Below are 23,800 nucleotides of genomic sequence, written 5' to 3'. Positions count from 1 at the left end.
ATGGAAAGCAAACTGCTCGAATATTACAACCGTGAACTGGCCTATCTGCGCGAGATGGGCGCAGAGTTCGCCGAACGCTACCCGAAAGTGGCGGGGCGGCTCGGCATGCGCGGCATCGAAGTGGCGGACCCGTACATTGAGCGCCTGATGGAAGGTTTCGCCTTCCTGACCTCCCGCGTGCAGATGAAAATGGACGCCGAATTTCCGCGCTTTTCACAGCGTATGCTGGAGATGATTGCGCCAAATTATCTGGCGCCTACGCCGTCGATGGCGATCGCTGAAATTCAGCCCGACAGCAGCCGCGGCGACCTGAGCAAAGGCTTTATTGTGCCGCGCGGCACCATGATGGACAGCCTGGCGCTGAAAAAAACCGGCGTTACGTGCAGCTATACCACGGCGCACGAGGTGAACCTGCTGCCGTTAAAAATTGAGCGGATCGAGCTGGGCGGCGTTCCCGCCGATCTGCCGCTGGCCCAGCTCGGCCTGAGCCAGCGGGGGATCAGCAGCGCCTTACGGATCCGCATTGCCTGCGATGGCCCGCAGCATCTCGGGCACCTGGACTTTGACCGCCTGGAGTTCTTCTTAAGCGGCCCGGACATCGAGGCGCTGAAGCTGCTGGAGCTGGTGATGGAGCACCACGCGGGTATTGTCTGCCAGACGGTCAGCAAGCAGCCCCAGCGCCAGCTGCTGTCGTCTGACGCCCTGCGTCAGGAAGGCTTTAATGCGGACCAGGCGCTGCTCCCGGACGATCTGCGCAACTTCGACGGCTATCGCCTGTTGCAGGAGTACTTTGCGTTCCCGGCGCGTTTTCGTTTCATCAGCCTGAGCGGGCTGGGCAAGCTGATCCAGCGCTGCGAAGACGAAAAAGCGTTTGATATCTTCATTCTGCTCGACAAGAGCGACGATCAGCTGGAGCGCGTGGTGGATGCCAGCCACCTGGCGCTGCACTGCACGCCGGTGATCAACCTGTTCCCGAAAGTGGCGGCCCGGCAGAAGCTGAGCGAAAGCCAGCATGAATACCACCTGGTGGTGGATAACATCCGCCCGCTGGATTATGAAATTTATGCCGTGAAAAAAATCTATGCCAGCGCGGATGGTCAGCGGGACGACCAGACGTTTCGTCCGTTCTGGAGTACCTGGAGCGGAGACGCGGGCAACTACGGCGCCTATTTTTCCCTGCGCCGTGAGCAGCGCGTTCTCTCCGAACACGCGCTGCGCTATGGCACCCGCACGGGCTATATCGGCTCGGAGGTCTTCGTCTCGCTGGTGGATGCGCAGCACGCGCCGTGGCAGGAGAATTTGCGCTACATTTCCGCCGAGGTGCTGTGCACCAGCCGTGACCTGCCGCTGATGCTCCAGCAGGAGCTTGGGCAGTTTATTATGGCCGACTCCATGCCGGTGAAGGCGTTAACCCTGCGTAAAGGCCCGACGCCGCCGCGTCCGGCGCTGGCCGAAGGGTTCAGCACCTGGCGGCTCATTAGCCAGCTGCAAATGAACTACCTCAGCCTGATGGACAGCGAAAACGAAGAGGGCGCAGCCGCGCTGCGTCAGCTGTTAGGGCTATACGCCAACCTTGCCGAGACGCCGGTTGCCCGTCAGGTGGATGGCGTTCGTCACTGCGTGCTGGAGCCGGTGCACCGTCGCGTGCCTGAACCCGGCCCGGTGGTGTTCGCCCGCGGGATCGGCATCACCCTGACGGTGGACGAACGCGCCTTTTCCGGCGCCAGCCCATGGCTTTTCGGCAGCGTGCTGGAACGCCTTTTTGCCCGCCTGGTCTCCATCAACAGTTTTACGGAGTTCACGCTCAAGAGCCAGCAGCGTGGTGAAATCGGCTACTGGGCGCCGCGCATGGGTAAAAGGGCGCTGGTATGAGTGAAGTTGCCCCTGCAACGCTGCGCGTGCATCGCCTGACGCCGCTGCCCGATGCGTTCTGGCGCGGGGTGCGCGAGACGCCGTGGCGCTATGATCTGTTCCAGCTGTTAAGACGCATTGATGCCCAGGGCGGTGAACGTTACCCGCTGGGGCGCGCGCCGCTGCCTAAATTTGAGCCGCTGCGTATTGGTCAGCAGCCTTCAATGGGCTTTGCGCCGTCAACGGTTGCTGAGGTCCGGCAGCGGGAAGAGAACGGACTGCATGACGTTTTCATACTGAGCTTCGGCCTGTTTGGTCCTAACGGCCCGCTGCCGGTGCACATGACTGAGTATGCCCGCGAGCGTATTCATCATCATCAGGATCACAGCCTCAGCGCGTTTGCCGACCTCTTTCACCACCGCCTGACGCTGCTGTTCTACCGCGCCTGGGCGGACGCGCAGCCTGCCGTTTCACTGGATCGCGACGACAACAGGCGCTTCGAAGGGTATCTGGCATCGCTGATTGGTATGGGGCAGCCTGCCCAGATGTCGAAAGGCAGCCTGAGCGCGCACGCCCGCTTTACTCACGCCGGGCACCTGACCCGCCACGGACGGGACCCGGAAGGGCTGGAGAAAATCCTGCGCAACTATTTCAACGTGCCGGTCAGGCTGGTGGCCAACGTCCCGCAGTGGATGCCGCTCTCAACGCGGGAGCAGGCACAGCTGGGCGAGGGGCGGCGTATGCCGCGCATGGGAGAGTCCGCTTTTCTCGGCATTGCGGTACGCGACGTGCAGCATAAATTTCGGCTTGAGATTGGCCCGTTGAGCGCAGACGACTACAACCGTTTTCTGCCGGGCGAAGGGTGGGTGACCGAGCTGCGCGACTGGGTGCGACAGTACGCCGGGGTGGAATTTGAATGGGAAACACGGGTGATCCTGCGCGCCGATGCGGTGCAGGGCGCCACGCTCGGTAGTGCCGGGCGATTAGGGTACAACACCTGGCTCGGCCTTCAGCCTCAGCCTGTTCCGCGTGGCGATCTGGTGTATCGCGCAGAGCGATAATCCTTCCGTATACCGAATCATTGTTAATGGAAACTAACATGTCAGAAATTAGCCGTGCCGTGCTTTTCGGCAAACTGGATACGCTGTTATTTACCTCTCTGGAAAGCGCGACTGCCTTCTGTAAGCTGCGCGGCAACCCGTACGTTGAGCTGGTGCACTGGCTGCATCAGCTGATGCAGCAGCAGGATGGCGATCTGCAACAGGTCATCCGTCACTTCGCCCTTGATGAACAGCAGCTGACACGCGATATCGTAGCGGCGCTGGATGCCCTGCCGCGTGGCGCGAGTTCCGTGTCTGATCTTTCCGAGCATATCGACAGCGCCGTCGAGCGCGCCTGGGTCTACGGCTCGCTGAAGTTTGGCGTCAGCCGCATCCGCGGCGGCCATTTGCTGATCGGCATACTGAAAACGTGGAATCTGGCTAACGTGCTGAAAAGCATTTCGGCGCAGTTCACCCGTCTTAACGTCGAGGTGCTGATCGAGCAGTTCGACGCCATTTGCGCCAGCAGCAAAGAGAGCCAGCAGGCCGCCGCCGCTGCGGACGCGCCTGCCGGGGCCGTACCGGCTGCGCAGGGCACGCTGGCGCAGTATGGTCAGGATCTGACGGCGCGCGCCCGGGAAGGGAAAATCGACCCGGTGGTGGGGCGCGATGAAGAGATCCGCCAGATGGTCGATATTCTGATGCGTCGTCGCCAGAACAACCCCCTGCTGACCGGGGAAGCCGGCGTCGGGAAAACGGCGGTGGTGGAAGGGCTTGCGCTGCGTATCGCTGACGGCGACGTGCCGGAGCCGCTGCAAAACGTTCAGCTGTGGCTGCTGGATATCGGCATGCTTCAGGCCGGAGCGGGCATGAAAGGGGAATTTGAGGCGCGCCTCCAGGCGCTGATTAACGAGGTGCAGTCCAGCGCCACGCCAATTATTCTGTTTATCGATGAGATCCACACCCTGATTGGCGCTGGCGGTCAGCAGGGCACCGGCGATGCTGCTAACCTGCTCAAGCCTGCCCTGGCGCGCGGGCAACTGCGCACCATCGGCGCGACCACCTGGGCGGAATACAAAAAATACATTGAGAAAGATCCGGCGCTGACCCGCCGTTTCCAGACCGTACAGGTTCACGAGCCGGACGAAGCCAAAGCCGTGCTGATGCTGCGCAGCACCGTGTCGCCGCTGGAAACTCATCATCAGGTTTTACTTCTCGACGAAGCGGTCAGCGCGGCGGTGAAACTGTCGCATCGCTATATTCCTGCGCGTCAGCTGCCGGATAAAGCGGTGGCGCTGCTGGACACCGCCTGCGCGCGCGTGGCCGTCAGCCAGAGCGCGCCGCCTGCCCAGCTGGAAGATTGTCTGCGTCACCTGGCGGCCCTGGACGTGGAGCTGGAGATTGCTGAACGCGAAGCGCGCGTGGGGGCGGGCGATCCGGCGCGTGTGGCGGCCTTAACCGCCGAACGTGACGCGTTCGAAACCCAGCGCGAAGCCCTGGCTCGTCGCTGGGAAGAAGAGCGCACGCGGGTGCAGGAGATTATCCGTCTGCGTGCCGCGCTGTTTGCGGCGGGTGATGAGGATACGGCTGAACTGCGCGGCCAGCTGGCAGAACAGCAGCAGGCGCTGAAGACCTTACAGGGTGACGAACCGCTGCTGTTTGCCGCGGTGGATGAGAACGTGGTGGCTGCGGTGGTCTCAGACTGGACCGGGATCCCGCTGGGCCGGATGGTGAAAAATGAGATTGACGCGGTGCTGAACCTGGCCGACACGCTGAACCAGCGGGTTATTGGTCAGCGTCACGGTCTGGATCTGATTGCCCGTCGGGTAAAAACCTCGCGGGCGAAGCTTGACGATCCGAACAAACCGGTCGGCGTATTCATGCTCTGCGGGCCATCCGGCGTGGGTAAAACTGAAACCGCGCTGGCGCTGGCGGAGTCGCTTTACGGCGGCGAGCAGAACGTTATTACCATCAACATGAGTGAATTCCAGGAAGCGCACACCGTTTCGACGTTAAAAGGTGCGCCTCCGGGCTATGTGGGCTATGGTGAAGGCGGCGTCTTAACCGAGGCCGTGCGCCGCCGTCCCTACAGCGTGGTGCTGCTGGATGAAATTGAAAAAGCGCACCCGGACGTGCACGAGATCTTCTTCCAGGTCTTCGACAAGGGCTGGATGGAGGACGGCGAAGGGCGTCACATTGATTTCCGTAACACCATTATTATTCTGACCTCTAACGTCGGCACCGACCTGATCGCAGCCATGTGCGCCGACCCGGAACTGATGCCGGAGCCTGACGCGTTAAGCGGCGCCCTGCGCCAGCCGCTGCTGGAGGTGTTCCCGCCTGCGCTGCTGGGCCGCCTGCTGGTGGTGCCGTATTACCCGCTGAGCGACGAGATGCTGGGGCAGATTGTGCGTCTTCAGCTCAGGCGCATTCAGCGTCGTCTGGAAGAGAATCACAACATTATTTCTGAATTTGACGACAGCGTGGTCGAACAGATTGTTCAGCGCTGTACCGAGGTTGAGTCGGGCGGGCGTATGGTGGATGCGATTCTGACCAATACGTTGCTGCCTCAGATGAGCCAGATTTTACTTACCGCCAGCCGCAGCGACGAGCAGTACCGACGTCTGCATGTCACCTGCGAGCAGGGCGAGTTCCACTGTCAGTTTGCCGCGTAATAATCATCAAGAGAACTGTAAAAGATGACGGATAATGATAACAATCGGACTGTCCCAAACGCGCTCCCGGTCGGGTACCGTTTCAATGAGTTTGAGATAAAAGAGGTGATTGGCGGCGGCGGATTCGGCATCGTCTATCGCGCCTGGGATCACCAGCTCGAACGCACTATCGCTATCAAAGAATTTATGCCTTCCTCCCTCGCCGTGCGCGGCGAGGATATGACGCTGGTGCTGCGCAGCGAGCGCTTCGGCAAAGCGTTTTCTGCCGGTCTGAACAGCTTCATCCAGGAAGCCCGCCTGCTGGCGCGCTTTAACCACCCGAACCTGCTGCACGTACTGCGTTTCTGGGTGCAAAACGACACGGCCTATATGGGGACGCTGTTTTACAGCGGTACCACGCTGTCGCGTCTGCGCGAAGAGAAACCGGAGCTGATTAACGAGGCGTGGATCCGCCGCATGCTGCCAATGCTCTTCGGCGCCATCAAAACGATCCACGACGAGGGTTATCTGCACCGCGACATCTCGCTGGATAACATTCAGATTCAGGATAACGGCCTGCCGGTGCTGCTCGATTTCGGATCGGCGCGCCGCACCATCGGTAATCTCTCGGATGAGACGGAAACCATGCTGCGTCCGGGCTTCGCGCCTATCGAGCAGTATACCGACGACAATGAAAGCGAGCAGGGGCCGTGGACGGATATCTACGCGCTCGGCGCCGTATTGCGCACCCTCATCGTCGGCTCTCCGCCACCGGTCAGCGTGGTACGCTCGATTCAGGACACCTGCAAACCGCTGGTGGAGCTGATGCCGCAGGGCTATTCCATCCCGCTGCTACAGGCCATCGACAAGGCGCTGGCGCTGCATATGGAAGACCGTCCGCAATCCATTGAGGAGTTCGCGGCGCTGATCGAGATGCCCGTCGCCGGTATCGACGAGGTGCTTACCGCGAAGAAGACCGGCACGATGCTGGTGCCGGTGGAAGAGGAGACATCTGCTTCCGCGCTGGACTGGCGACGTTACAAGCTTCCGGGGCTGGTGGCCGCGGGCGTGCTGGTTGGGGTGGTTGCCGGTGCGATGCTGTTCGGCGGCGGCAGTCAGGAAACGCCAGAGCAGACGGCGCAAACCCCTGCCGTAAGCCCTCTGGCTGAGACCTCCTCCCAGGCGGAAACCAGACCGGCAACGGCAGACGTGAGCGAGCCGGTAGCGCCACCGGCTACGGCGCAGCAGAGTGCGCCGCCTGTCGACGCCAGCCCGGTCGCGCTGGTCTACATCCGCATGCTTGATGGCGAGACGCTGAAGGTGAACGGCGAGTCTAAAGCGCTGCGTCCGGGGAATAACGGTTACGCATCGCTGAAATTGCCTGCGGGCGAGACCCGCATTGAACTGGAAGGCAATGGAAGAACGCGTACCCAGACGCTGGATATTGCGAAGCCAGGCACCTGGCTGGTGAATCCGTAAGCCTGCGGGTAACAGGACGGAGCGAATGTATAACATCAAGTTTGTCTATCTGTTCCACGAGAACGTCTCGCCAGCGCTGTTTGCGAAAATTATCCGCCCGTCCGTTGCCGGACAGTGGATTATGTCGGTTCCCGACCATTCGCTGCGCTCGCTCTTCACGCGCTACGATCTGCTGCGCACGATCACCGGTGCGAATCCTTATCAGTCCGGGCGCGATACCCGCACGCTGATCGCGCAGGATTTAGAGATGGGCAGGGTGGTTGCCATTGACGAAAGTTTTCGTGACTGGTCATCAGTAACGGAAATTTTTTATATCAATACCAAAGGGCAACTCCAGGCTGCCTCGCTGGTCGGCCTGGGCTGGTATCCGGTGAGTACGATTGTCGACCGCTACGAAACCATGGTGAGAACGTACGGATCTCGCCCTGCGCCAACGGTACTGCCAAAACAGGTGGTGAAATCTAAAACGGCACAGGTGCCGGATGAACCTACTCCGGGCAAGGACGGTAAAACCTATGCCGGGCAGCTTCAGAAGATGACCAAAGCAGAGCGCTGGCAGGCGCGTAAAGATCTGATTGCGAAGGGGAGTAATAGCCTTTATCCGGATGCCCAGATCGCCGCGAAGCGTCTGGCGGCGAATAATATCGCGGTGGAAAAAGCGAAGCTTGCGGAAAATATTTATAAGACCGTGAACCCGCTGGAAACCACACCGGGCGTGCCGGAGGGGTGGACGGATATCAGTAATGACGATGCGCTGTTAGGAAAGTTCGGGCTGAACAAATCAATGCTCTTTGACGATGATACGTCCCCCAATTTTCTGGCGCGCGTCTATCAACCAAAGCCGGAAGTGTTTGGTACAGATATGAACCCCACGCTGGTATTCAGGGGATCGCGCGAGCCTGGTTTCGCCTCTCTGTCTGAGAATGTCTCCTCTTTACTGACCAAAGGGGAGCTGGCGCCGGTGGTAAACGGGGCTGACTGGTCGAATAACTTCTCACAGGGCATGGGTATGGCTTCAGATTATTATAAAAAGGCCGTGAGTATCGGTAAGGAGCTGGCAAGGTCAGGCCAGAATATTGATATTGCCGGTCATTCCCTTGGCGGTGGCCTCGCCTCTGCAACCTCCATGGGCAGCGGGAAAGCGGGGTGGACGTTCAACGCCGCCGGCCTGAATGCCGGAACCGTAGAAAAATACGGCGGCAAGATATTAGGCAGTACGGATAATATCCAGGCTTATCGGGTTGAAGGTGAGCTGCTGACGAAGATTCAGGAAGTTAACCCCTGGGAGGATCTGAAAACGATGAAAGGGCATGTCCCTTCGTGGATCCTCAAAGAGGAAATCTCTGCGCTGAGCCCTAATGCTGCCGGAATACCCCACGATCTTCCCGGTGGAACCGGAAGCGCGCTGGACCGCCACGGGATTAATCAGGCGATTGATTGCATAGAGCAACAGAAGGACGAGGATATTTCGATAATCGGGAGTCGATTGTGAAAAAACGGTTGATGGCTTTTGTCGCGTTATGTTTTTTATTCATGATTCAGGGGTGTAAGCAGGATATGGACCTTAATCCACAGGACTACTTCAGCGGTCAGCAGCTTGAACTGGCGAAAGCGATTGAAGAAGGTGATGTCGACGCGGTGAAGACGCTTGCACCAGACAGCGATCTTAATAAACCGGGAAAGCAGGATATGACCCTGCTTTTTTGGGCCATCGGCAACGCGATTAATGATAAAAAAACATCGCCCCATTTAAAGGTGATTACGTTGCTTGTTAAGGCCGGCGCAGATCCGCTCCAGCCTCGACCGCAGGGAAAAAGCAGCCCTGCCGAATTTGCCCTGAAGGGGGACAGCGCAGACTGGATCAACGCTATGCTGGAGGGTGGCCTTTCGCCCAATGTGAAAGATAAGGTCTTCCACGAACCCATCATCTTCCAGTCGCTAAAAGCGAAAAATACAGAGACGCTGGAAGCCATGCTCGATAGCGGAGCTGACGTCAATGCAACCAATTCACTGGGTAAAACGCTGGTGTTTGATGCGCTGGATAACCAGGCTTACGATCATGTCTTGTTACTGCTCGATCGTGGAGCGGACCCGTCAGTTAAGGCTAAAAATGGCTGGTCAATGAGCAATGCGCTTGCGGACGCGCTGAGTGGACTTGATCGAGGCAGCGAGCAATACGAGAAGTTAAACGAAATAAAAGAGAAACTTATTCAGAAAGGGGGCGTGTGGCCACCTGCGCCGGTTAAGTGATTGCTCAACTTTCATGAAAGCCAGAGATAAGGTTTTTTCCGGAGTTTCCATAAGCCTGCACTCTTTGGATTTATAAATACGAAAGTTCGTACCTTCAGACAAATCAACCCAGCATTGCATCAATCCAAATCCATCTCGTCGAAATTAGCTTTACGTTCATAAACGTTCCCAGCATAAACCATTACGGAATAAAGATTATGCTCAACCGAATTACCGTCCAGCTCCCGGTTGAGGGGCTGCTCTTCTGGAAACTCTCCGGCCGCGAGGCGATGTCCGAGTCGTTCGCGCTGACGCTGACCCTGCTTGGTACGGACGCGCGCATTGACCGCAGCAAGCTGCTGGGCCAGCCGGTCACGGTGACCATCCCCACGCAGAACCTGCTCACCCCCCGCTATATCAACGGCAAGGTGACGCGCGTGGCGGTGAGCGCCGTGGAGCTGACGGGCACCCGCTATGCGGTGTACCAGCTGACGGTGGAGCCGGACCTGTGGCCGATGAAGCGCGACCGTAACCTGCGTATCTTCCAGGGCCAGACGGTACCGCAGATTGTCAAAACCCTGCTGGGTGAGCATCAGGTTAACCTCGAAGACAAACTCACCGGCAGCTACCGGGTGTGGGACTACTGCGTGCAGTATCAGGAATCGAGCCTGGACTTTATCAGCCGCCTGATGGAGCTGGAGGGGATTGCGTACTACTTCAGCCACGAGGCCGACAAACACACTCTGGTACTGACCGACGCCGCCACCCAGCACCAGCCGTTCAGCGGCTATGAGGTCATTCCTTACCATCAGACGCCGTCCGGTGGCAGTACGGATGAAGAGGGCATCAGCCAGTGGGCGCTGGAGGACAGCGTCACGCCGGGAATTTACAGCCTCGACGACTATGACTTCCGCAAGCCGAACGCGTGGCTGTTCCAGGCGCAGCAGAACCCGGCGTCCCCGAAGCCGGGCAGCATCGACGTGTACGACTGGCCGGGCCGCTTTGTGGAGACAGGGCATGCGGAGTTCTACGCCCGCATCCGTCAGGAGCGCTGGCAGGTGGAGCATCAGCAGATTCAGGCGACGGCCACGGCGGCGGGCATTGCGCCGGGCCACATCTTTACCCTGACCAACGCGCCGTTCTTCAGTGACAACGGCGAGTATCTGGTGACGGCGGCGGGTTACCACTTCGAGGAGAACCGCTACGCGAGCGGTGAGGGGGAAACCATTCACCGCACCGATTTCACCGTTATCCCGGCGTCGGTGTCCTACCGTCCGGCGCAGAGCACGGCGTGGCCGCGCACCTACGGCCCGCAGACGGCGAAAGTCGTGGGTCCGCAGGGGGAGAGTATCTGGACGGACAAATATGGCCGCGTGAAGGTGAAGTTCCACTGGGACCGTCTGGCGAAGGGCGATGACACCAGCTCCTGCTGGGTGCGCGTGTCGAGCGCCTGGGCGGGCCAGGGCTACGGCGGGGTGCAGATCCCGCGCGTCGGCGATGAGGTGGTGGTGGACTTTATCAACGGCGACCCGGACCGTCCGATTATCACCGGCCGCGTGTATAACGAAGCCAGCATGCCGCCGTGGGCGCTGCCGGCTGCCGCGACGCAGATGGGCTTTATGAGCCGGACAAAAGACGGTTCCGTGGATAACGCCAACGCCCTGCGCTTTGAGGACAAGGCGGGCGCAGAGCAGGTGTGGATCCAGGCCGAGCGTAACATGGACACCAGCGTTAAAAATGATGAAACGCACAGCGTCGGCGGCGCGCGCAGCCATTACGTGAAGAAAAATGAGCTGCATCGCGTGGAGGCTAATCAGACCCAGGCCGTGAAAGGCGGAACCGAGATCCTGACGGGTAAAGGCAAGCTGGATGCGGCGGTAGAGCAGTATGTTATTGCTTCCGGGACGAAGCTGCGGCTGGTCTCGGGCGAGAGTGCTATTGAGCTTAACGCTAACGGCAAAATTAACCTGATCGGCAAAGAGTTCAACTTCTTCGTTGAAGGGGACGGCTATATCACCACGGGCGGCAAGCTGCACCTGAATACGTCGGGCACCCAACCGGGCACAACAGCACCGGGATCGGGGCATAAAGGGGATATTGATGCGGCGGTGCAGGAGAAATTTACGCCCCCGGAAGAGTAACCGCTTTCTGTCTGCCGCCGGGTTGTCCGTGGCGGCACGTAAAACCCTTTAGCAATTTTAGACGCGAGTTCACCGATGAAATACACCCTCCAGGAAGGTTCCTTTACCCTTTTTCCTGCCGCCTGGCAGGACAACAGCATGAACATCATTCGCGATGACGAAAGCGGGCTGTCCGTGGTGGTCAGCCGCGGCGTTATCCCGGACGGCAGCGACTACGAACAAGAGTTTCACCGGCAGTGGGGCGTGCTGCGTCCTCAGATGGGTGAGATCGCCCAGAGCGAATTTCAGCACGTAAAAGCCGGGCCTGCCGGCAACATTGATGGGGTAGAAGTTGAGACCACCTTTGACCGTAACGGCCAGCGCCTGTGGCAAAAACAGCTGGCCGTACAGACGCCAGGCAAACCGGTACTGATGATTTTTACCCTCTCGGCCTTAAAAGCCTTTACGGAAGAGGACGAGGCGCGCTGGAGCGCACTGAAGCAGAGTCTGACGCTAAACGACAACCGGAATGTGTAAGGCATGAGCGATAACAACGCGGCCCGTAAGGGCGACGAGATTATTCACTCCAGCATTTTTGCTGATATTACCAGCATTGTGGCGGAAGGCGCTGCCTATGCGGTGATTGGCGCGGCGGTGGGCGCGGCAGCGACCGTTGCGGCCCCACTGCTGGGAGCCGGGGCAGCAGCAGCAGGCGTGGCGGCAATTGGCTCCAGCTGTCTGTTGAGCGGCATTATTGGTGGGGTTCTGGCGAACGTCGCCGGGATCACCGACGATATCAGCAACGCCGCTGAAGGGCTGGGTAACGCGCTTTTCCCGCCGTCGCCCGCGGGCAAAATCACCACCGGTTCGAGCAATGTTCTGACAAATAAACTTCCCGCTGCGCGCGCCGCCGGGACGTTAACGCCTGCCGATACCCCGTCCCCTGAGCCGCAGTCGCCGGGCAGCTTTGCCGACTACGCGGGCATGCTGCTCTCCGCTGCCGGACAGTTCGGCAGCGAGATGTGGCAGCCCAGCGTCGCCTCTGCCGCCGCGGGGACCTCGCCGCTGGAAGAAGACAAGGTGGCGTGTGATAAACACTCCGGGCCACAGTATCTGGCGGAAGGATCTAAAAGCGTCTTCATCAACGGACAGCCTGCGGTGCGCGCAAAAGATCGCACCACCTGCGAGGGCACCGTTTCCGACGACGTATCCCCGAACGTGATCATTGGCGGCGACACGCTCACGGTCCGCGACATCAAAAGCGGCAAAACGCCGGGTCTGGCGCTGGGGATGATTGCGCTCTCCCTGCTGCGCGGGCGTCCGGGCAAGATCCTGAAAAACATGCCCTGCGCGCTGGCTGCTGCCGGTGGCGGGATGCTGGCGGATATGGCCGTCAACGCCGTGTTCGGCTCCTCGCACCCGGTTCACGCCGCTACCGGCGTGAAGGTGCTGAATGACGACGACGAACTCGATTTCTCGCTGCCGGGGCGCTTTCCGCTGCGCTGGCAGCGCAGCTACAACAGCCTGACCACCCGCGAAGGGCTGTTTGGTCTGGGCTGGGCTACCACCTTTGACAGCTATCTGACGCTGGAAGAAAACAACGCCACCTGGTTCGATGAAACCGGGCGCGAGCTGAGCTTTGAACTGCCGCCGGTCGACCGCGCGTTTTACAGCATCAGCGAAGGCATTATCATCCGCCGGAATGAGAGCGGAGACGTGGCGATTGCCGACGATGACGGCGCGGTGTGGCGTCTGTATAAACCGACCCGCGCTAACCCCTCCATCCTGCGCCTGGCCTCCCTCAGCGACGAATACGGCAACGCGTTGCTGACGGAATGGGATGAGCACGGGCGGCTGGTAGGTCTGCACGATGAGCCGCGAGCGATCGATGTCACCCTGCGCTATGACGATGAACGTTTCCCGCAGCGCGTTACCTCGGCGAGCCATTTTGACGGCAACCAGACATGGCCGCTGATGCAGTGGGGGTACGACGCGCGCGGCCAACTGGCCAGCGCAACGGATGCCTCCGGCGTGGTCACCCGTGAATACCGTTATAACGATGATGGCCTGATGGTCTGGCACCGTCTGCCGGGCGGGCTGGAGAGCGAATACCGCTGGCAAAAATTCGACCACTGGCGCGTGGTGGAAAATCGCACCAGCACCGGCGACGGCTGTCGCTTTACCTACGATTTAGCCGCCGGGCTGACGACCGTCGATCACTACGACGGTCAGACGCGAAAGCATTACTGGAACACGCAAAACCTGATTGTTCGCTACGTTGACGAGCGCGGTGAGAACTGGCGCTACGAGTGGGATGACAACGAACTCCTCACGCGTCGCATCGATCCGCTGGGTAATGCCGTCACCTTCGTCTATGACGATATGGGCAACCGGGTGCAGGAGATCGACGCCGACGGCAATACCCGCACCACCACCTGGCTGGAGCACCGTGCGCTTCCGGCGTCCATCATTGAAGCCGACGGTAGCGCCACCCGGTTCCTGTATGACGAACATCACGGGCTGAAACGCGTGGTGGATCCGATGGGGCAGACCACGCTGCTGCGTCGGGACGAGTTTGGTCAGGTTGTGGAAGAAGTCGATGCCGCCGGGAACAGCCGTTACCAGGAGTACAACGAGGCCGGGCAGATGGTGCGTGCGACGGACTGTTCGGGCCGAGTGACACAATACCGTTATCATCCGCTGGGCTGGCTGGTGGCTGAGATAAGCGCCGACGGCGAAGAGACGCGTTACCGCTACGACGCCGCAGGGCGTCCGGTGCAGCTCGACCGACCAGAAGGCTGGACCGAGTCGCTCAAATGGAACGAACGTGGTCTGCCGGTGAAGCATGCGGGCGCCGACGGGAAAGAGAGCGAGTTCAGATACGACGAGGCAGGGCGCTTAACCGCCACCCGTAATACACAGGGTGAAGAGGTGCGTCGCCGCTGGGACAGCCGCGGGCGTCTGATTGCCCTGGAAAACGAAAACGGCGAAGCGTATCAGTTCCGCTGGGGCGCGGACTCGCTGCTGCTGGAAGAGGTTGGGCTGGATGGCGTGGCCTCGCAGTATCGCTACGATGCCTGCGGGCGTACGATAGCGCGCACCTTTGCCGGCGGACATCCGGAGGCCATTACCCATGCCTTCGCCTGGAGCGCGAGCGGCCAGCTGGTCGCCCGCACCACGCCGGAGGGGCAGACCCGCTACCACTACACCCCGTCCGGCCTTCTGAGCCGGATTGGGCTGCATCCCGCGCTTTCAGTCGATGCCTGGAGCGCCGAGGCCGAGCAGGAGCTTGTGTTTGAGTATGACGCGCTCGGGCGCGTCACGCGCGAAACGGGCGAGCACGGGGAGCTGGCGTGGGAGTATGACGCGCTGGGTAACCGCACCTCCGTCACGCTGCCCGATGGCCGGGAGCTGAAACAGTTCTACTACGGCAGCGGGCATCTGCTCAGCATTGCCCTTGATAAGCTCTCGGTCTCCGACTTTACCCGCGACGAACTCCACCGTGAAACCAGCCGTACGCAGGGGCTGCTGACCACCCGCAGCGAATACGACCGCCTTGGCCGACTGCATCGCCGGGACGTCTTTACCGGCAATGCCCAGCGCCCGTCGCCGCGCCGCTGGTCCCGCCGCTGGGATTACGACTATCGCAATAACCTGGTCCGCGAAGAGCGGGACGATAACCCGTTCAGCTGGTACCGCTGGCAGTATGACAGCGCCGGACGTCTGCTGGTTCAGGACGGCACGCTGCCCGGCCAGGAGCAGTGGCGCTGGGATGCTGCCGGTAACCCGCTCGAAGGCTCTGCTGAGAAGGTCACGCACAACCGCCTGACGCAGCTGAACGGCATTCGCTGGCGCTATGACATCCACGGTCGTACCGTGGAGAAGGATAACGGCCAGACCCGCTGGCACTACCGCTATGACGGCGAGCACCGCCTGACGGAGGTCATCAGCCAGCCGCGGGACCGCAACAGGCCGCAGACGCAGGTCAGCTTCCGCTATGACCCGCTCGGGCGCCGCATCAGCAAAACGCGACGCCAGATGCTGTTTGGGCAGCCGACCGGCAAGCCAGTCACCACCCGGTTTGTATGGGAAGGGTTCCGGCTGTTGCAGGAAGTGCACGGTGATGTGCCGCTGACCTACGTCTACAGCGATCAGGACAGCTACGATCCGCTGGCGCGTATTGACGGCGTTGATGCCCCGGAAATCTTCTGGTTCCACTGTCAGCCCAACGGCACGCCGGAGCGGATGACGGATAGCGAAGGGCAGGTGCGCTGGGAAGGGGTGAACAGCGCCTGGGGCAAACTGCTGCGGGAAAGCGAGACGCAGGTATCAGGATATTCCCAGAACCTGCGTATGCAGGGGCAATACCTGGACCGTGAGACAGGGCTGCACTACAATCTGTTCCGGTATTACGACCCGGACTGCGGACGGTTTACGCAGCAGGACCCGATAGGGCTGGCGGGGGGGATAAACCTTTACCAGTATGCGCCGAATGCGCTGGGATGGGTGGATCCGTGGGGGTTGACTCCTAAAACATTAATTCACTACACGACTGAAGAAGGGATGAAAGGTATCACGGAAAGTGGTGTAATAAGACCTTCATCAGGAGATATACACGCCCGTTTCGGGGATGGACAATACTTCACTAATATCAGACCTGAAATGATTGGCGGACGAACACTCAAAGATGTTGGAGGAACTGGAAAAATGTCTCTGGGTCAATTAGCAGCTGATATATATGGTGATGCGAGGAAATTAAAAGGTATAAGCCATTTTGTCGAAATAGATGTTACTGGCTTAGATGTAATTGAACCCCGGAAAAATACATTTTTGATCTTAAACACAAAAGATCTTGATGTCTCTAAAAGAATTGTTAAAAGTGGGAGGAGTTGTGGTTGAGGTGAAAAAATATTATAAAGGAAGTGTTGATTTTATTGCAGGTGAAGGGACTATTCTCAATGAGTTCATAGGAGAGGTAGCCACGCGACAAATAAATATTATAGATGGTAATTATTATGCTTCTTCCTCTTTGCTAGATAAAAATGAAAAAGTTGGCTTCCTGCTGTATGATGGTAAGAAAAGCGACCTGGACTTAAGTGACGCCGAAGAAATTTCGAATGAGGAATTTGAAGTTTTCTGGCAAACATCAACGAGTTCATTGCAAGAAAAAAAGCGAATAAAATACTTGTTTGGAGATGCTGTGGAACCTTTGAAAAAATCCACAGTTATTGCTCATATTGTGAACAATAAAGGGAAGTGGGGTAAAGGTTTTGTTCTGTCCCTTTCAAATAAATATCCTGCGGCAAAAAAAAGCTATCTTAGTAGCTTCAAAGAAAATAACTTCCCAGAATTAGGAATGGTTGATTTTGTTATGGTTGATGCTCAGGAGAAGATATTTATTGCTAATATGTATGCGCAGGATGGTATAAAGAAAAATATCAACGACAAGAAACAATACGTTTGTTATGACTCTCTGGAAGTTTGTCTTGAAAAATTATCTGACTTTGCTTTAGTGAATCGCCTTTCTGTACAAATGCCAAGGATAGGAGCTGGCCTCGGTGGTGGTGATTGGAATGTCATAGAGTCATTAATACTAAAAAATATTTGCTATAAAATGATTGATTGCAATGTAATAACTTTATAATTTTAAATAAAAATTTAACCATATATTATGGTGTTTCTGGCGGTTTCTTAGGCAAGGTTTTTTATTTAAAAGGGCAAGGACTTAAGTATGATAATATCTATAATAATATACTATTGGACAAGGAAACGAGTTTCACGATGATAAAAAATACGTCGAGGCTTTAGAGCAATACCAAAAAGCCTGGCAAGCTCTTCCTGAGCCAAAGCTCGAATGGGAGCTCGCCAACTGGATCTCTGCCTGCATATACAGCGCATATTTTGATCACGCGGATTACGCTGAGGCAGAGAAATGGGGAGAGACGACATTACGGACACGTGGATCGGATATAGACACTGCACCCTTAATCGATCTCGGCATGGTCTGTTATGAGTTAAATCAATTCGAGGAAGCGTATAAATATTTTAACGATGCTTATAACTACGGCAAAGAGCGTGCGTTTCAGGATAGACCTAAAAAATATCTGGAGTTCTATCTGCGCAAAAGGGGATAAGTTCGTTACTCCATAAAAAAATCCACGCCAAAGCGTGGATTTTTTTCATTCAAAACAAATCAAACGTTAAACAAGAAGTTCATCACGTCGCCATCTTTAACGATGTAATCTTTCCCTTCCGCACGCATCTTGCCTGCTTCTTTCGCGCCTTGCTCACCCTTGTAGGTTATGAAGTCTTCAAACGCGATAGTCTGCGCACGAATGAAGCCTTTCTCGAAGTCGGTGTGGATCTTACCAGCCGCCTGAGGCGCAGTCGCACCCACAGGGATGGTCCACGCACTTCTTTTACGCCCGCGGTGAAGTAGGTTTGCAGGCTGAGCATCTCATGGCCCGCGCGGATCACGCGGTTCAGACCCTGCTCGGCCATGAAATCTTCACGATCGGCGTCGTTCATTTCAGCGATATCGGATTCAACCGCGTTCCAAAACGCTACCACTACAGAACCTTTATCGCTTGAAGAGTCTGCTGAGAAGGTCACGCACAACCGCCTGACGCAGCTCAACGGCATTCGCTGGCGCTGTGACATCCACGGCCGCACCGTGGAGAAGGATAACGGCCAGACCCGCTGGCACTACCGCTACGACGGCGAGCACCGCCTGACGGAGGTCATCAGCCAGCCGCGGGACCGCAACAGGCCGCAGACGCAGGTCAGCTTCCGCTATGACCCACTCGGACGACGCATCAGCAAAACGCGTCGCCAGATGGTGGGCGGACAGCCAACCGGTAACCCAGTCACCACCCGGTTTGTCTGGGAAGGGTTCCGGCTGTTGCAGGAAGTGCACGGTGATGTGCCGCTGACCTACGTCTACAGCGATCAGGACAGCTACGACCCGCTGGCGCGTATCGACGGCGTTGATGCCCCGGAAATCTTCTGGTTCCACTGTCAGCCCAACGGCACGCCGGAGCGGATGACGGATATCGAAGGGCAGGTGCGCTGGGAAGGCGTGAACAGCGTCTGGGGCAAACTGCTGCGGGAAAGCGAGACGCAGGTATCAGGATATTCCCAGAACCTGCGTATGCAGGGGCAATACCTGGACCGTGAGACAGGGCTGCACTACAATCTGTTCCGGTATTATGACCCGGACTGCGGACGATTTACGCAGCAGGACCCGATAGGGCTGGCGGGAGGGATTAACCTTTACCAGTATGCGCCGAATGCGCTGGGGTGGGCAGATCCGTGGGGGTTGACTCCTGACGATCTCATTCGTTACCGGCCACATGATTCTCTTTCTGCTCAAGGTGGAGCTAGAAGCTCTGCTATTTCTAGGGCATGGGTGCAAGAAAAAGCCTTATTGCAGGATGGTGGGGCTGGCACAAGAAATTGGACAGCGCAAGAGAGGGATTTAATTTTGAAGACTCCCAACAAGAGCCTAACCTCTGTGATGTCCCGGGCAGGCTATACCGGGCATCATATCAATTCGGTAGAAGGCAATGGTACACTTGGTTCCAAATGGCAAGGTGATCCGAGGAACATTGTATTCTTGAAAAATCATAACCATCCCGACAAGTTCAATGAGCATGTCCATGGTGATCAAGGACATAGAGGGAATACTAAGAACTCGACGCGTGGGCGCTTAATCGATAGAGAAAGAACACTAAAATCTAGACAACGATGTAAGCAATTATAGGTGGAAAGATGAACATAAAAAATGCAGTCCAAGATCTTGTGAACAAATTTAAAATGAATGAATTGAATATGGGAGAGATAGACTATACAGACGATGAAAATGAGACTTCTTTTCCCGTGAATTTAAATGGGGAGGTTGATTTTTTTTATCGTCATTTGATTTTAAATGACAGTCCAACATTTGATGGTACTTTTTATTTACAGATTATTGAACCTCAAGATCTCAACGAAATATTATCCGGTTGGCGAGTTCAAAATGATACGGCTTGGCGCGATGAATATATAATCTTTGCTGAAAGAAATGGTGACGTTCTTTTTTGTGACACCCAAAATCTAACATCTCCTGTTTATGGTAGCATTCAAAAACGAAACTTTATAATTTCTGGTTCCTTAGCTGACTTTTTGAATGCTTTTTGTTCTGCTATTGAGATGGAACAAAATAATTATGATGGTGATGCTACAGATGATGAATTTAATTTAAGAGAAGATTTTCTGGAAGATATCGATGTGATGCTTAAAACTAAACTAAAAGATGTTGAGGTTGAAGGGTTTAAGAAATTCTTTTTTGGTTAGTTTTTAAGTTTTTTAATAATAAAGATTTACTGTCTTAGATACCTCCTTGCTTCTAAAAGCATTTATTTCTTATTCCCCTTTTTATAGGTGAGGAGGTTTATTTGCTATTGCTAATGAATAAACACATGAATAATATTTACATCTCTTGTAGAAAAAGGAAACGAATTTCATGATAAAAAAATAAGCCGAGGCTTTAGAGCAATAACAAAATGTCCGGCAGGCTCTTCCTGAGCCGCAGATCGAATGGAAAATTGCCAACTGCAACTCTGCGTACATGTACAGTGCTTGCTTTGCTCTCAAGGAGAACGATGAGGCGAAAAAATGGGGGGAGAGGATACTTAGTACACGTGGATCGGATATAGAGACAGCGCCGTTAATCGTCCTCGGCATGGTTTTTTATGAGTTGAATCAATTTGCTGAAGCGTACAAATATTTTAATGGTTCTTATAACTACGTCAAAGACCGAACGTTTCAAGACAGAGCTGAAAAATACCTTGAGTTCTATTTTCCTAAGAGTGCACAAGTTCGTTTTTTTCATAAAAAACAAATCAAACTTTAAACAAGAAGTTCATCCCATCGCCATTTTTAACGATTTGATTTTTTGCTTTCTGCACGCAACTTCCCTTTTTCTTTACGTCATGCTCATTCTTTTAAGTGTAAAGTCTTTAGATATTAGACTCTGAGCATTTAAAAGTCTTTTACCAGCTGTACGCAATAATGAAATTATGACAACTGCGATCGTCTGCTGGTAATCCACCTCGAACGACTTGCTGGAAAGGACACGCACAACCCCCTGACGCATGCTTAATCCGTTAAATCAAGGGGGATTGGCTCCTAAGCACGTTGATCCAACAACGCCAGGTAGATCGTATGTATTACCATCAGTATGGGCAGAATGGCTTGAAGAAGTAGCGATTCCAGGCTCCGGTAATGTAAAATAGGTTACTATATGAATATTAATAAAGATGATGATCTCCTTGTGATAGTAAAGAAAGAAGGAATATATTATTGGTTCGTGGCGTTCAAAGAAATGTGGGTTTTAGATAGAATTAAATGGATAGAGGATTTTGTGAAAAGTGGGGTGGAAATAAATCTACAGGATGTCCATAAGGAAAGATATGACATACCCGTAGTAAATGAAGAAAACGCGCAGATATTTATTGATGGGTTAATTAAAGATGGCTATTCATTCGATAAGGATGACATAGCTGATGAGTTTTTTAGTAGGCTTTCGCAAAAAACAACTTGGTGGGATATATATGATCTTATGCCGGATTTGCTTATAGATTTTGATAATAAAAGACTATATTCGGAGTATGTTGAAAGTATGCATTATCAAAAATATGTTCCTGATGGTTGGCAAGGTGAGCTTGTTGATTTCTGCGGTAATGGAACGTTACCTCAAGATGAAATGTTCTGGATAAAGAATGGAACAAATCATAGATACGTTATCATTGCTAAAGGGTAAAAAAAATTTTCAGCATACCATTTTAGATTATGCAATGGTCTTACAACACGCGAGTTAGTTTTTGTGTTAACCGATAAAAAGCCATTATTAACCGTTGTAACCCTATTTGATGCTTAGGGCAAAAGCTTCTTTGCCTGCACTGCCACGAGGCACATTTTTCTATTACTTAAAAATCATCTGAACGAAGAAGGGGTTGTTGTCTTTAGCTATGTGGAAAACCAAAATGGCTGGCATGATTGGTTTTATTTAAATGGTATGAAGCGTAACGCGTTGTCTCGATCAGGCCCTGCTTATTATGATAAAATGCGATTCAAAACTTTTAACGATTCCCGCTCGCAAAAAAAGGGATTTAGAGGATATATTATTGTCGACCGGCAGACCTCTCCTAAGAAACGGTGGTGTCAGCCTCGCTAAGTATTAGAGTCTGGCCTTACTTGTTGAGTGATTAATCGAGGTGCCTTTTCAGACGTTAAAGCTTGCGACTACACAAATCATTTCTTTGGAGGTGAGCAAGAAGTCAGATCTTTAAGATATTTTTTTGACTCCCTAATAAAAAATGTACGTGAAAGCGTGGATTTTTCCCGTTCATAAAAATTAAACGTAAACAAGAAGTTCATCACATCGCCATCTTCAACAATGTAGTCTTTTCCTTATGCACGCATCTTGCCTCCTTCTTTCGCGCCTGGCCCTTCCTGACCCAGCTCTTCCATAAACTCTTCACGGTCGGCATCGTCCAGTTCAGTATTATCGGATTCAACCGTGGCGCAAACTACTAACACTAACGAACCCGCAGCGAATATGACCGTCTTGGCCGCCTGCATCGCCGGGATATAGTTACCGGTAATTTTCAGTGCTCTTGGTTGCACCGCTGGGATACTACCGGTAACCCGCTCGAAGGATCTGCTGAGAAGGTTACGCACAACCGGCTGACGCAGCTGAACGGCATTCGCTGGCGCTATGACGTCCACGGACGCACCGTGGAGAAAGATAACGGACAGACCCGCTGGCACTACCGCTACGACGGTGAGCACCGCCTGACGGAGGTGATCAGCCAGCCGCGGGACCGCAACAGGCCGCAGACGCAGGTCAGCTTCCGCTACGATCCGCTCGGGCGACGCATCAGCAAAACGCGCCGCCAGATGCTGGGCGGGCAGCCAACCGGCAAGCCGGTCACCACGCGGTTTGTCTGGGAAGGGTTCCGGCTGTTGCAGGAGGTGCACGGGGACGTGCCGCTGACCTACGTCTACAGCGATCAGGACAGCTACGATCCGCTGGCACGTATTGACGGCGTTGATGCCCCGGAAATCTTCTGGTTCCACTGTCAGCCCAACGGCACGCCGGAGCGGATGACGGATAGCGAAGGGCAGGTGCGCTGGGAAGGGGTGAACAGCGCCTGGGGCAAGCTGCTACGGGAAAGCGAGACGAAGGTATCAGGATATTCTCAGAACCTGCGCATGCAGGGGCAATACCTGGATCGTGAGACAGGGCTGCACTACAATCTGTTCCGGTATTACGACCCGGACTGCGGGCGGTTTACGCAACAGGACCCGATAGGGCTGGCGGGGGGGATAAACCTTTACCAGTATGCGCCGAATGCGCTGGGATGGGTGGATCCGTGGGGGTTGGCATTAAAGGGAGTCGACTTTACAGGAAGCCCAGATCTTTTCCCAATCAATGGAACAAAACAGAATATTGTATCTATTACAATGCAAGGAACTCGAGATAGAGATTTCACCGAGGCTTTCAAGGCAGCCGGTATTTCTAAAAGCGATGCAACTGGATATACATGGCATCATGTCGATGATTTTGACCCAGCCACAGGAAGGACAACAATGCAATTAGTAAAAACTTCTGCGCATGAAGCTACTTTCCCACATAAAGGCTCAGTCTCACAATTCGAGAAATATTTTGGTGTAAAATATGGTTCCCAAGAAGCCATTGCTGTTTCTCATTCTAAAGGCTGGTTGAAGGGGCGTGTCCCGAAAAAATTGCGTGCAAACTGTCATCAGTGAGGTATAACCTATGAACCATTTCAGTAACTGTGAAAAAAAGATTGGACGTGCAGATATTACTAGAACGGAAGAGAAATTATCTATTACTCTTCCGGATGATTTCGTTTCACATTATCTGCAATTTAATGGTGGCACTCCTGAGAAAAGTTGGTGGGACGGTGATGAAGATTTTGAGCCAGTAGAGGTGGCAGGGTTTAAACCGTTTGTTTATAATAGTCAGACAAATAATGACCCTAGATCTTTAATCGACGGTTGTTATATCAGCATGTTGGATAGGGAAGTGATTCCTAAAAACCTGCTTCCTTTCGCAAATGATTGGGGAGGGAATTTCTTCTGTCTAGATTTAGACAATTACTCAATAGTATATTTTGCTACAGATTCTTTTGATGAGGATTTGACTATGCAAGAGAATCACATAAAACTTCAAAGATATCTGACAAATTCATTTGCCAATTTTGTTAATGGATTAGTAGCAGAAGAAGATCTTTCTTAAAGAATATTTAAAAATTTAATCGATTTATTTACTTCGATTGCTGTTGTTTTGATATTCATATTTTTAATAAAGCTCTGTGACACAAATCATAGGGTTTTATTATAAAACAGCATGACAGGC

The 23,800-nt window shown here is 54.6% G+C and carries 14 protein-coding genes and 4 pseudogenes; 16 read left to right on the top strand and 2 right to left on the bottom strand.

Annotated features, from left to right (window positions below):
• The 10 genes from tssF (at position 1) to RS584_RS11985 (ending at position 17,017) form a co-directional block, all read left to right on the top strand.
• The gene (tssF, locus tag RS584_RS12030; RefSeq protein WP_023296775.1) at positions 1-1,872 is read left to right on the top strand and encodes a type VI secretion system baseplate subunit TssF; all 1,872 of its coding nucleotides are present in this window, start codon (positions 1-3) and stop codon (positions 1,870-1,872) included.
• Positions 1,869-2,912, top strand: coding sequence for a type VI secretion system baseplate subunit TssG (gene tssG / locus RS584_RS12025; protein WP_315747949.1), 1,044 nt, complete (start codon positions 1,869-1,871; stop codon positions 2,910-2,912). Before tssF ends, tssG begins: the two co-directional genes overlap by 4 nt.
• Positions 2,913-2,950: 38 nt before the next feature.
• Positions 2,951-5,566: a type VI secretion system ATPase TssH gene (tssH, locus tag RS584_RS12020; RefSeq protein ID WP_032648551.1), complete on the top strand. Its 2,616-nt coding sequence runs from the start codon at positions 2,951-2,953 to the stop codon at positions 5,564-5,566.
• 24 nt (positions 5,567-5,590) lie between these two features.
• On the top strand, positions 5,591-7,024 hold the full coding sequence (locus RS584_RS12015; protein WP_315747948.1) for a serine/threonine-protein kinase: 1,434 nt from the start codon (positions 5,591-5,593) through the stop codon (positions 7,022-7,024).
• 25 nt (positions 7,025-7,049) lie between these two features.
• Positions 7,050-8,516 carry a hypothetical protein gene (locus tag RS584_RS12010; protein ID WP_063859192.1) on the top strand — a complete coding sequence of 489 codons (1,467 nt, stop codon included), beginning with the start codon at positions 7,050-7,052 and terminating at the stop codon, positions 8,514-8,516.
• Positions 8,517-8,527: 11 nt separating this feature from the next.
• Positions 8,528-9,274 (top strand): ankyrin repeat domain-containing protein, encoded by a 747-nt coding sequence (locus RS584_RS12005; RefSeq protein WP_315749971.1) that lies wholly within the window; start codon positions 8,528-8,530, stop codon positions 9,272-9,274.
• Between the two features lie 197 nt (positions 9,275-9,471).
• On the top strand, positions 9,472-11,394 hold the full coding sequence (locus tag RS584_RS12000; protein WP_165747035.1) for a type VI secretion system Vgr family protein: 1,923 nt from the start codon (positions 9,472-9,474) through the stop codon (positions 11,392-11,394).
• A 75-nt stretch (positions 11,395-11,469) separates the two neighbouring features.
• A complete protein-coding gene (locus RS584_RS11995) occupies positions 11,470-11,910 on the top strand; it encodes a DcrB-related protein (protein WP_193042414.1) in 441 nt (146 codons plus the stop codon).
• Between the two features lie 3 nt (positions 11,911-11,913).
• Positions 11,914-16,272 carry an RHS repeat-associated core domain-containing protein gene (locus tag RS584_RS11990; RefSeq protein ID WP_315747947.1) on the top strand — a complete coding sequence of 1,453 codons (4,359 nt, stop codon included), beginning with the start codon at positions 11,914-11,916 and terminating at the stop codon, positions 16,270-16,272.
• Positions 16,229-17,017 (top strand): macro domain-containing protein, encoded by a 789-nt coding sequence (locus tag RS584_RS11985; protein WP_052683444.1) that lies wholly within the window; start codon positions 16,229-16,231, stop codon positions 17,015-17,017. Before RS584_RS11990 ends, RS584_RS11985 begins: the two co-directional genes overlap by 44 nt.
• Positions 17,018-17,566: 549 nt before the next feature.
• On the opposite strand, the pseudogene RS584_RS11980 reads toward RS584_RS11985, so the two are convergent.
• Positions 17,567-17,964 (bottom strand): annotated as a pseudogene (locus RS584_RS11980) (DUF933 domain-containing protein); the annotation flags it as partial.
• Between RS584_RS11980 and RS584_RS11975 the strand changes: the two are divergent.
• From RS584_RS11975 to RS584_RS11960, 4 genes and pseudogenes are all read left to right on the top strand, one after another.
• Positions 17,960-18,697: pseudogene (locus tag RS584_RS11975) on the top strand (RHS repeat-associated core domain-containing protein); the annotation flags it as partial. The pseudogenes RS584_RS11980 and RS584_RS11975 overlap by 5 nt on opposite strands.
• 84 nt (positions 18,698-18,781) lie before the next feature.
• Positions 18,782-19,135, top strand: a complete 354-nt coding sequence (locus tag RS584_RS11970; RefSeq protein ID WP_071524148.1) for a hypothetical protein — start codon at positions 18,782-18,784, stop codon at positions 19,133-19,135.
• Positions 19,136-19,143: 8 nt separating this feature from the next.
• Positions 19,144-19,707 carry a hypothetical protein gene (locus tag RS584_RS11965; RefSeq protein ID WP_017384278.1) on the top strand — a complete coding sequence of 188 codons (564 nt, stop codon included), beginning with the start codon at positions 19,144-19,146 and terminating at the stop codon, positions 19,705-19,707.
• Between the two features lie 949 nt (positions 19,708-20,656).
• Positions 20,657-21,175, top strand: coding sequence for a hypothetical protein (locus RS584_RS11960; RefSeq protein WP_315747946.1), 519 nt, complete (start codon positions 20,657-20,659; stop codon positions 21,173-21,175).
• Positions 21,176-21,825: 650 nt separating this feature from the next.
• Here the strand turns inward: RS584_RS11960 and RS584_RS11955 are convergent.
• A pseudogene (locus RS584_RS11955) lies at positions 21,826-22,002 on the bottom strand (hypothetical protein); the annotation flags it as partial.
• On the opposite strand from RS584_RS11955, the pseudogene RS584_RS11950 reads away from it, so the two are divergent.
• Positions 21,961-23,187, top strand: a pseudogene (locus tag RS584_RS11950) (RHS repeat-associated core domain-containing protein); the annotation flags it as partial. The pseudogenes RS584_RS11955 and RS584_RS11950 overlap by 42 nt on opposite strands.
• A 10-nt stretch (positions 23,188-23,197) precedes the next feature.
• Positions 23,198-23,680: an SMI1/KNR4 family protein gene (locus RS584_RS11945; protein WP_315747945.1), complete on the top strand. Its 483-nt coding sequence runs from the start codon at positions 23,198-23,200 to the stop codon at positions 23,678-23,680.
• The last annotated feature ends 120 nt before the right edge of the window (positions 23,681-23,800 follow it).

This window comes from Enterobacter sp. DTU_2021_1002640_1_SI_PRY_ASU_LCPMC_013 (genome assembly GCF_032389435.1).
GTDB classification, from domain to species: domain Bacteria; phylum Pseudomonadota; class Gammaproteobacteria; order Enterobacterales; family Enterobacteriaceae; genus Enterobacter; species Enterobacter hormaechei_C.
The sequence above is the reverse complement of the archived record's forward strand: the minus strand, read 5'-3'. Positions and strand labels throughout refer to the sequence as shown.

Coding starts and splice junctions, on each gene's coding strand:
- tssF (WP_023296775.1), top strand. CDS start 1: ATGGAAAGCAAACTGCTCGAATATTACAACCGTGAACTGGCCTATCTG.
- tssG (WP_315747949.1), top strand. CDS start 1,869: ATGAGTGAAGTTGCCCCTGCAACGCTGCGCGTGCATCGCCTGACGCCG.
- tssH (WP_032648551.1), top strand. CDS start 2,951: ATGTCAGAAATTAGCCGTGCCGTGCTTTTCGGCAAACTGGATACGCTG.
- RS584_RS12015 (WP_315747948.1), top strand. CDS start 5,591: ATGACGGATAATGATAACAATCGGACTGTCCCAAACGCGCTCCCGGTC.
- RS584_RS12010 (WP_063859192.1), top strand. CDS start 7,050: ATGTATAACATCAAGTTTGTCTATCTGTTCCACGAGAACGTCTCGCCA.
- RS584_RS12005 (WP_315749971.1), top strand. CDS start 8,528: ATGGCTTTTGTCGCGTTATGTTTTTTATTCATGATTCAGGGGTGTAAG.
- RS584_RS12000 (WP_165747035.1), top strand. CDS start 9,472: ATGCTCAACCGAATTACCGTCCAGCTCCCGGTTGAGGGGCTGCTCTTC.
- RS584_RS11995 (WP_193042414.1), top strand. CDS start 11,470: ATGAAATACACCCTCCAGGAAGGTTCCTTTACCCTTTTTCCTGCCGCC.
- RS584_RS11990 (WP_315747947.1), top strand. CDS start 11,914: ATGAGCGATAACAACGCGGCCCGTAAGGGCGACGAGATTATTCACTCC.
- RS584_RS11985 (WP_052683444.1), top strand. CDS start 16,229: ATGTCTCTAAAAGAATTGTTAAAAGTGGGAGGAGTTGTGGTTGAGGTG.
- RS584_RS11965 (WP_017384278.1), top strand. CDS start 19,144: ATGAACATAAAAAATGCAGTCCAAGATCTTGTGAACAAATTTAAAATG.
- RS584_RS11960 (WP_315747946.1), top strand. CDS start 20,657: ATGAATATTAATAAAGATGATGATCTCCTTGTGATAGTAAAGAAAGAA.
- RS584_RS11945 (WP_315747945.1), top strand. CDS start 23,198: ATGAACCATTTCAGTAACTGTGAAAAAAAGATTGGACGTGCAGATATT.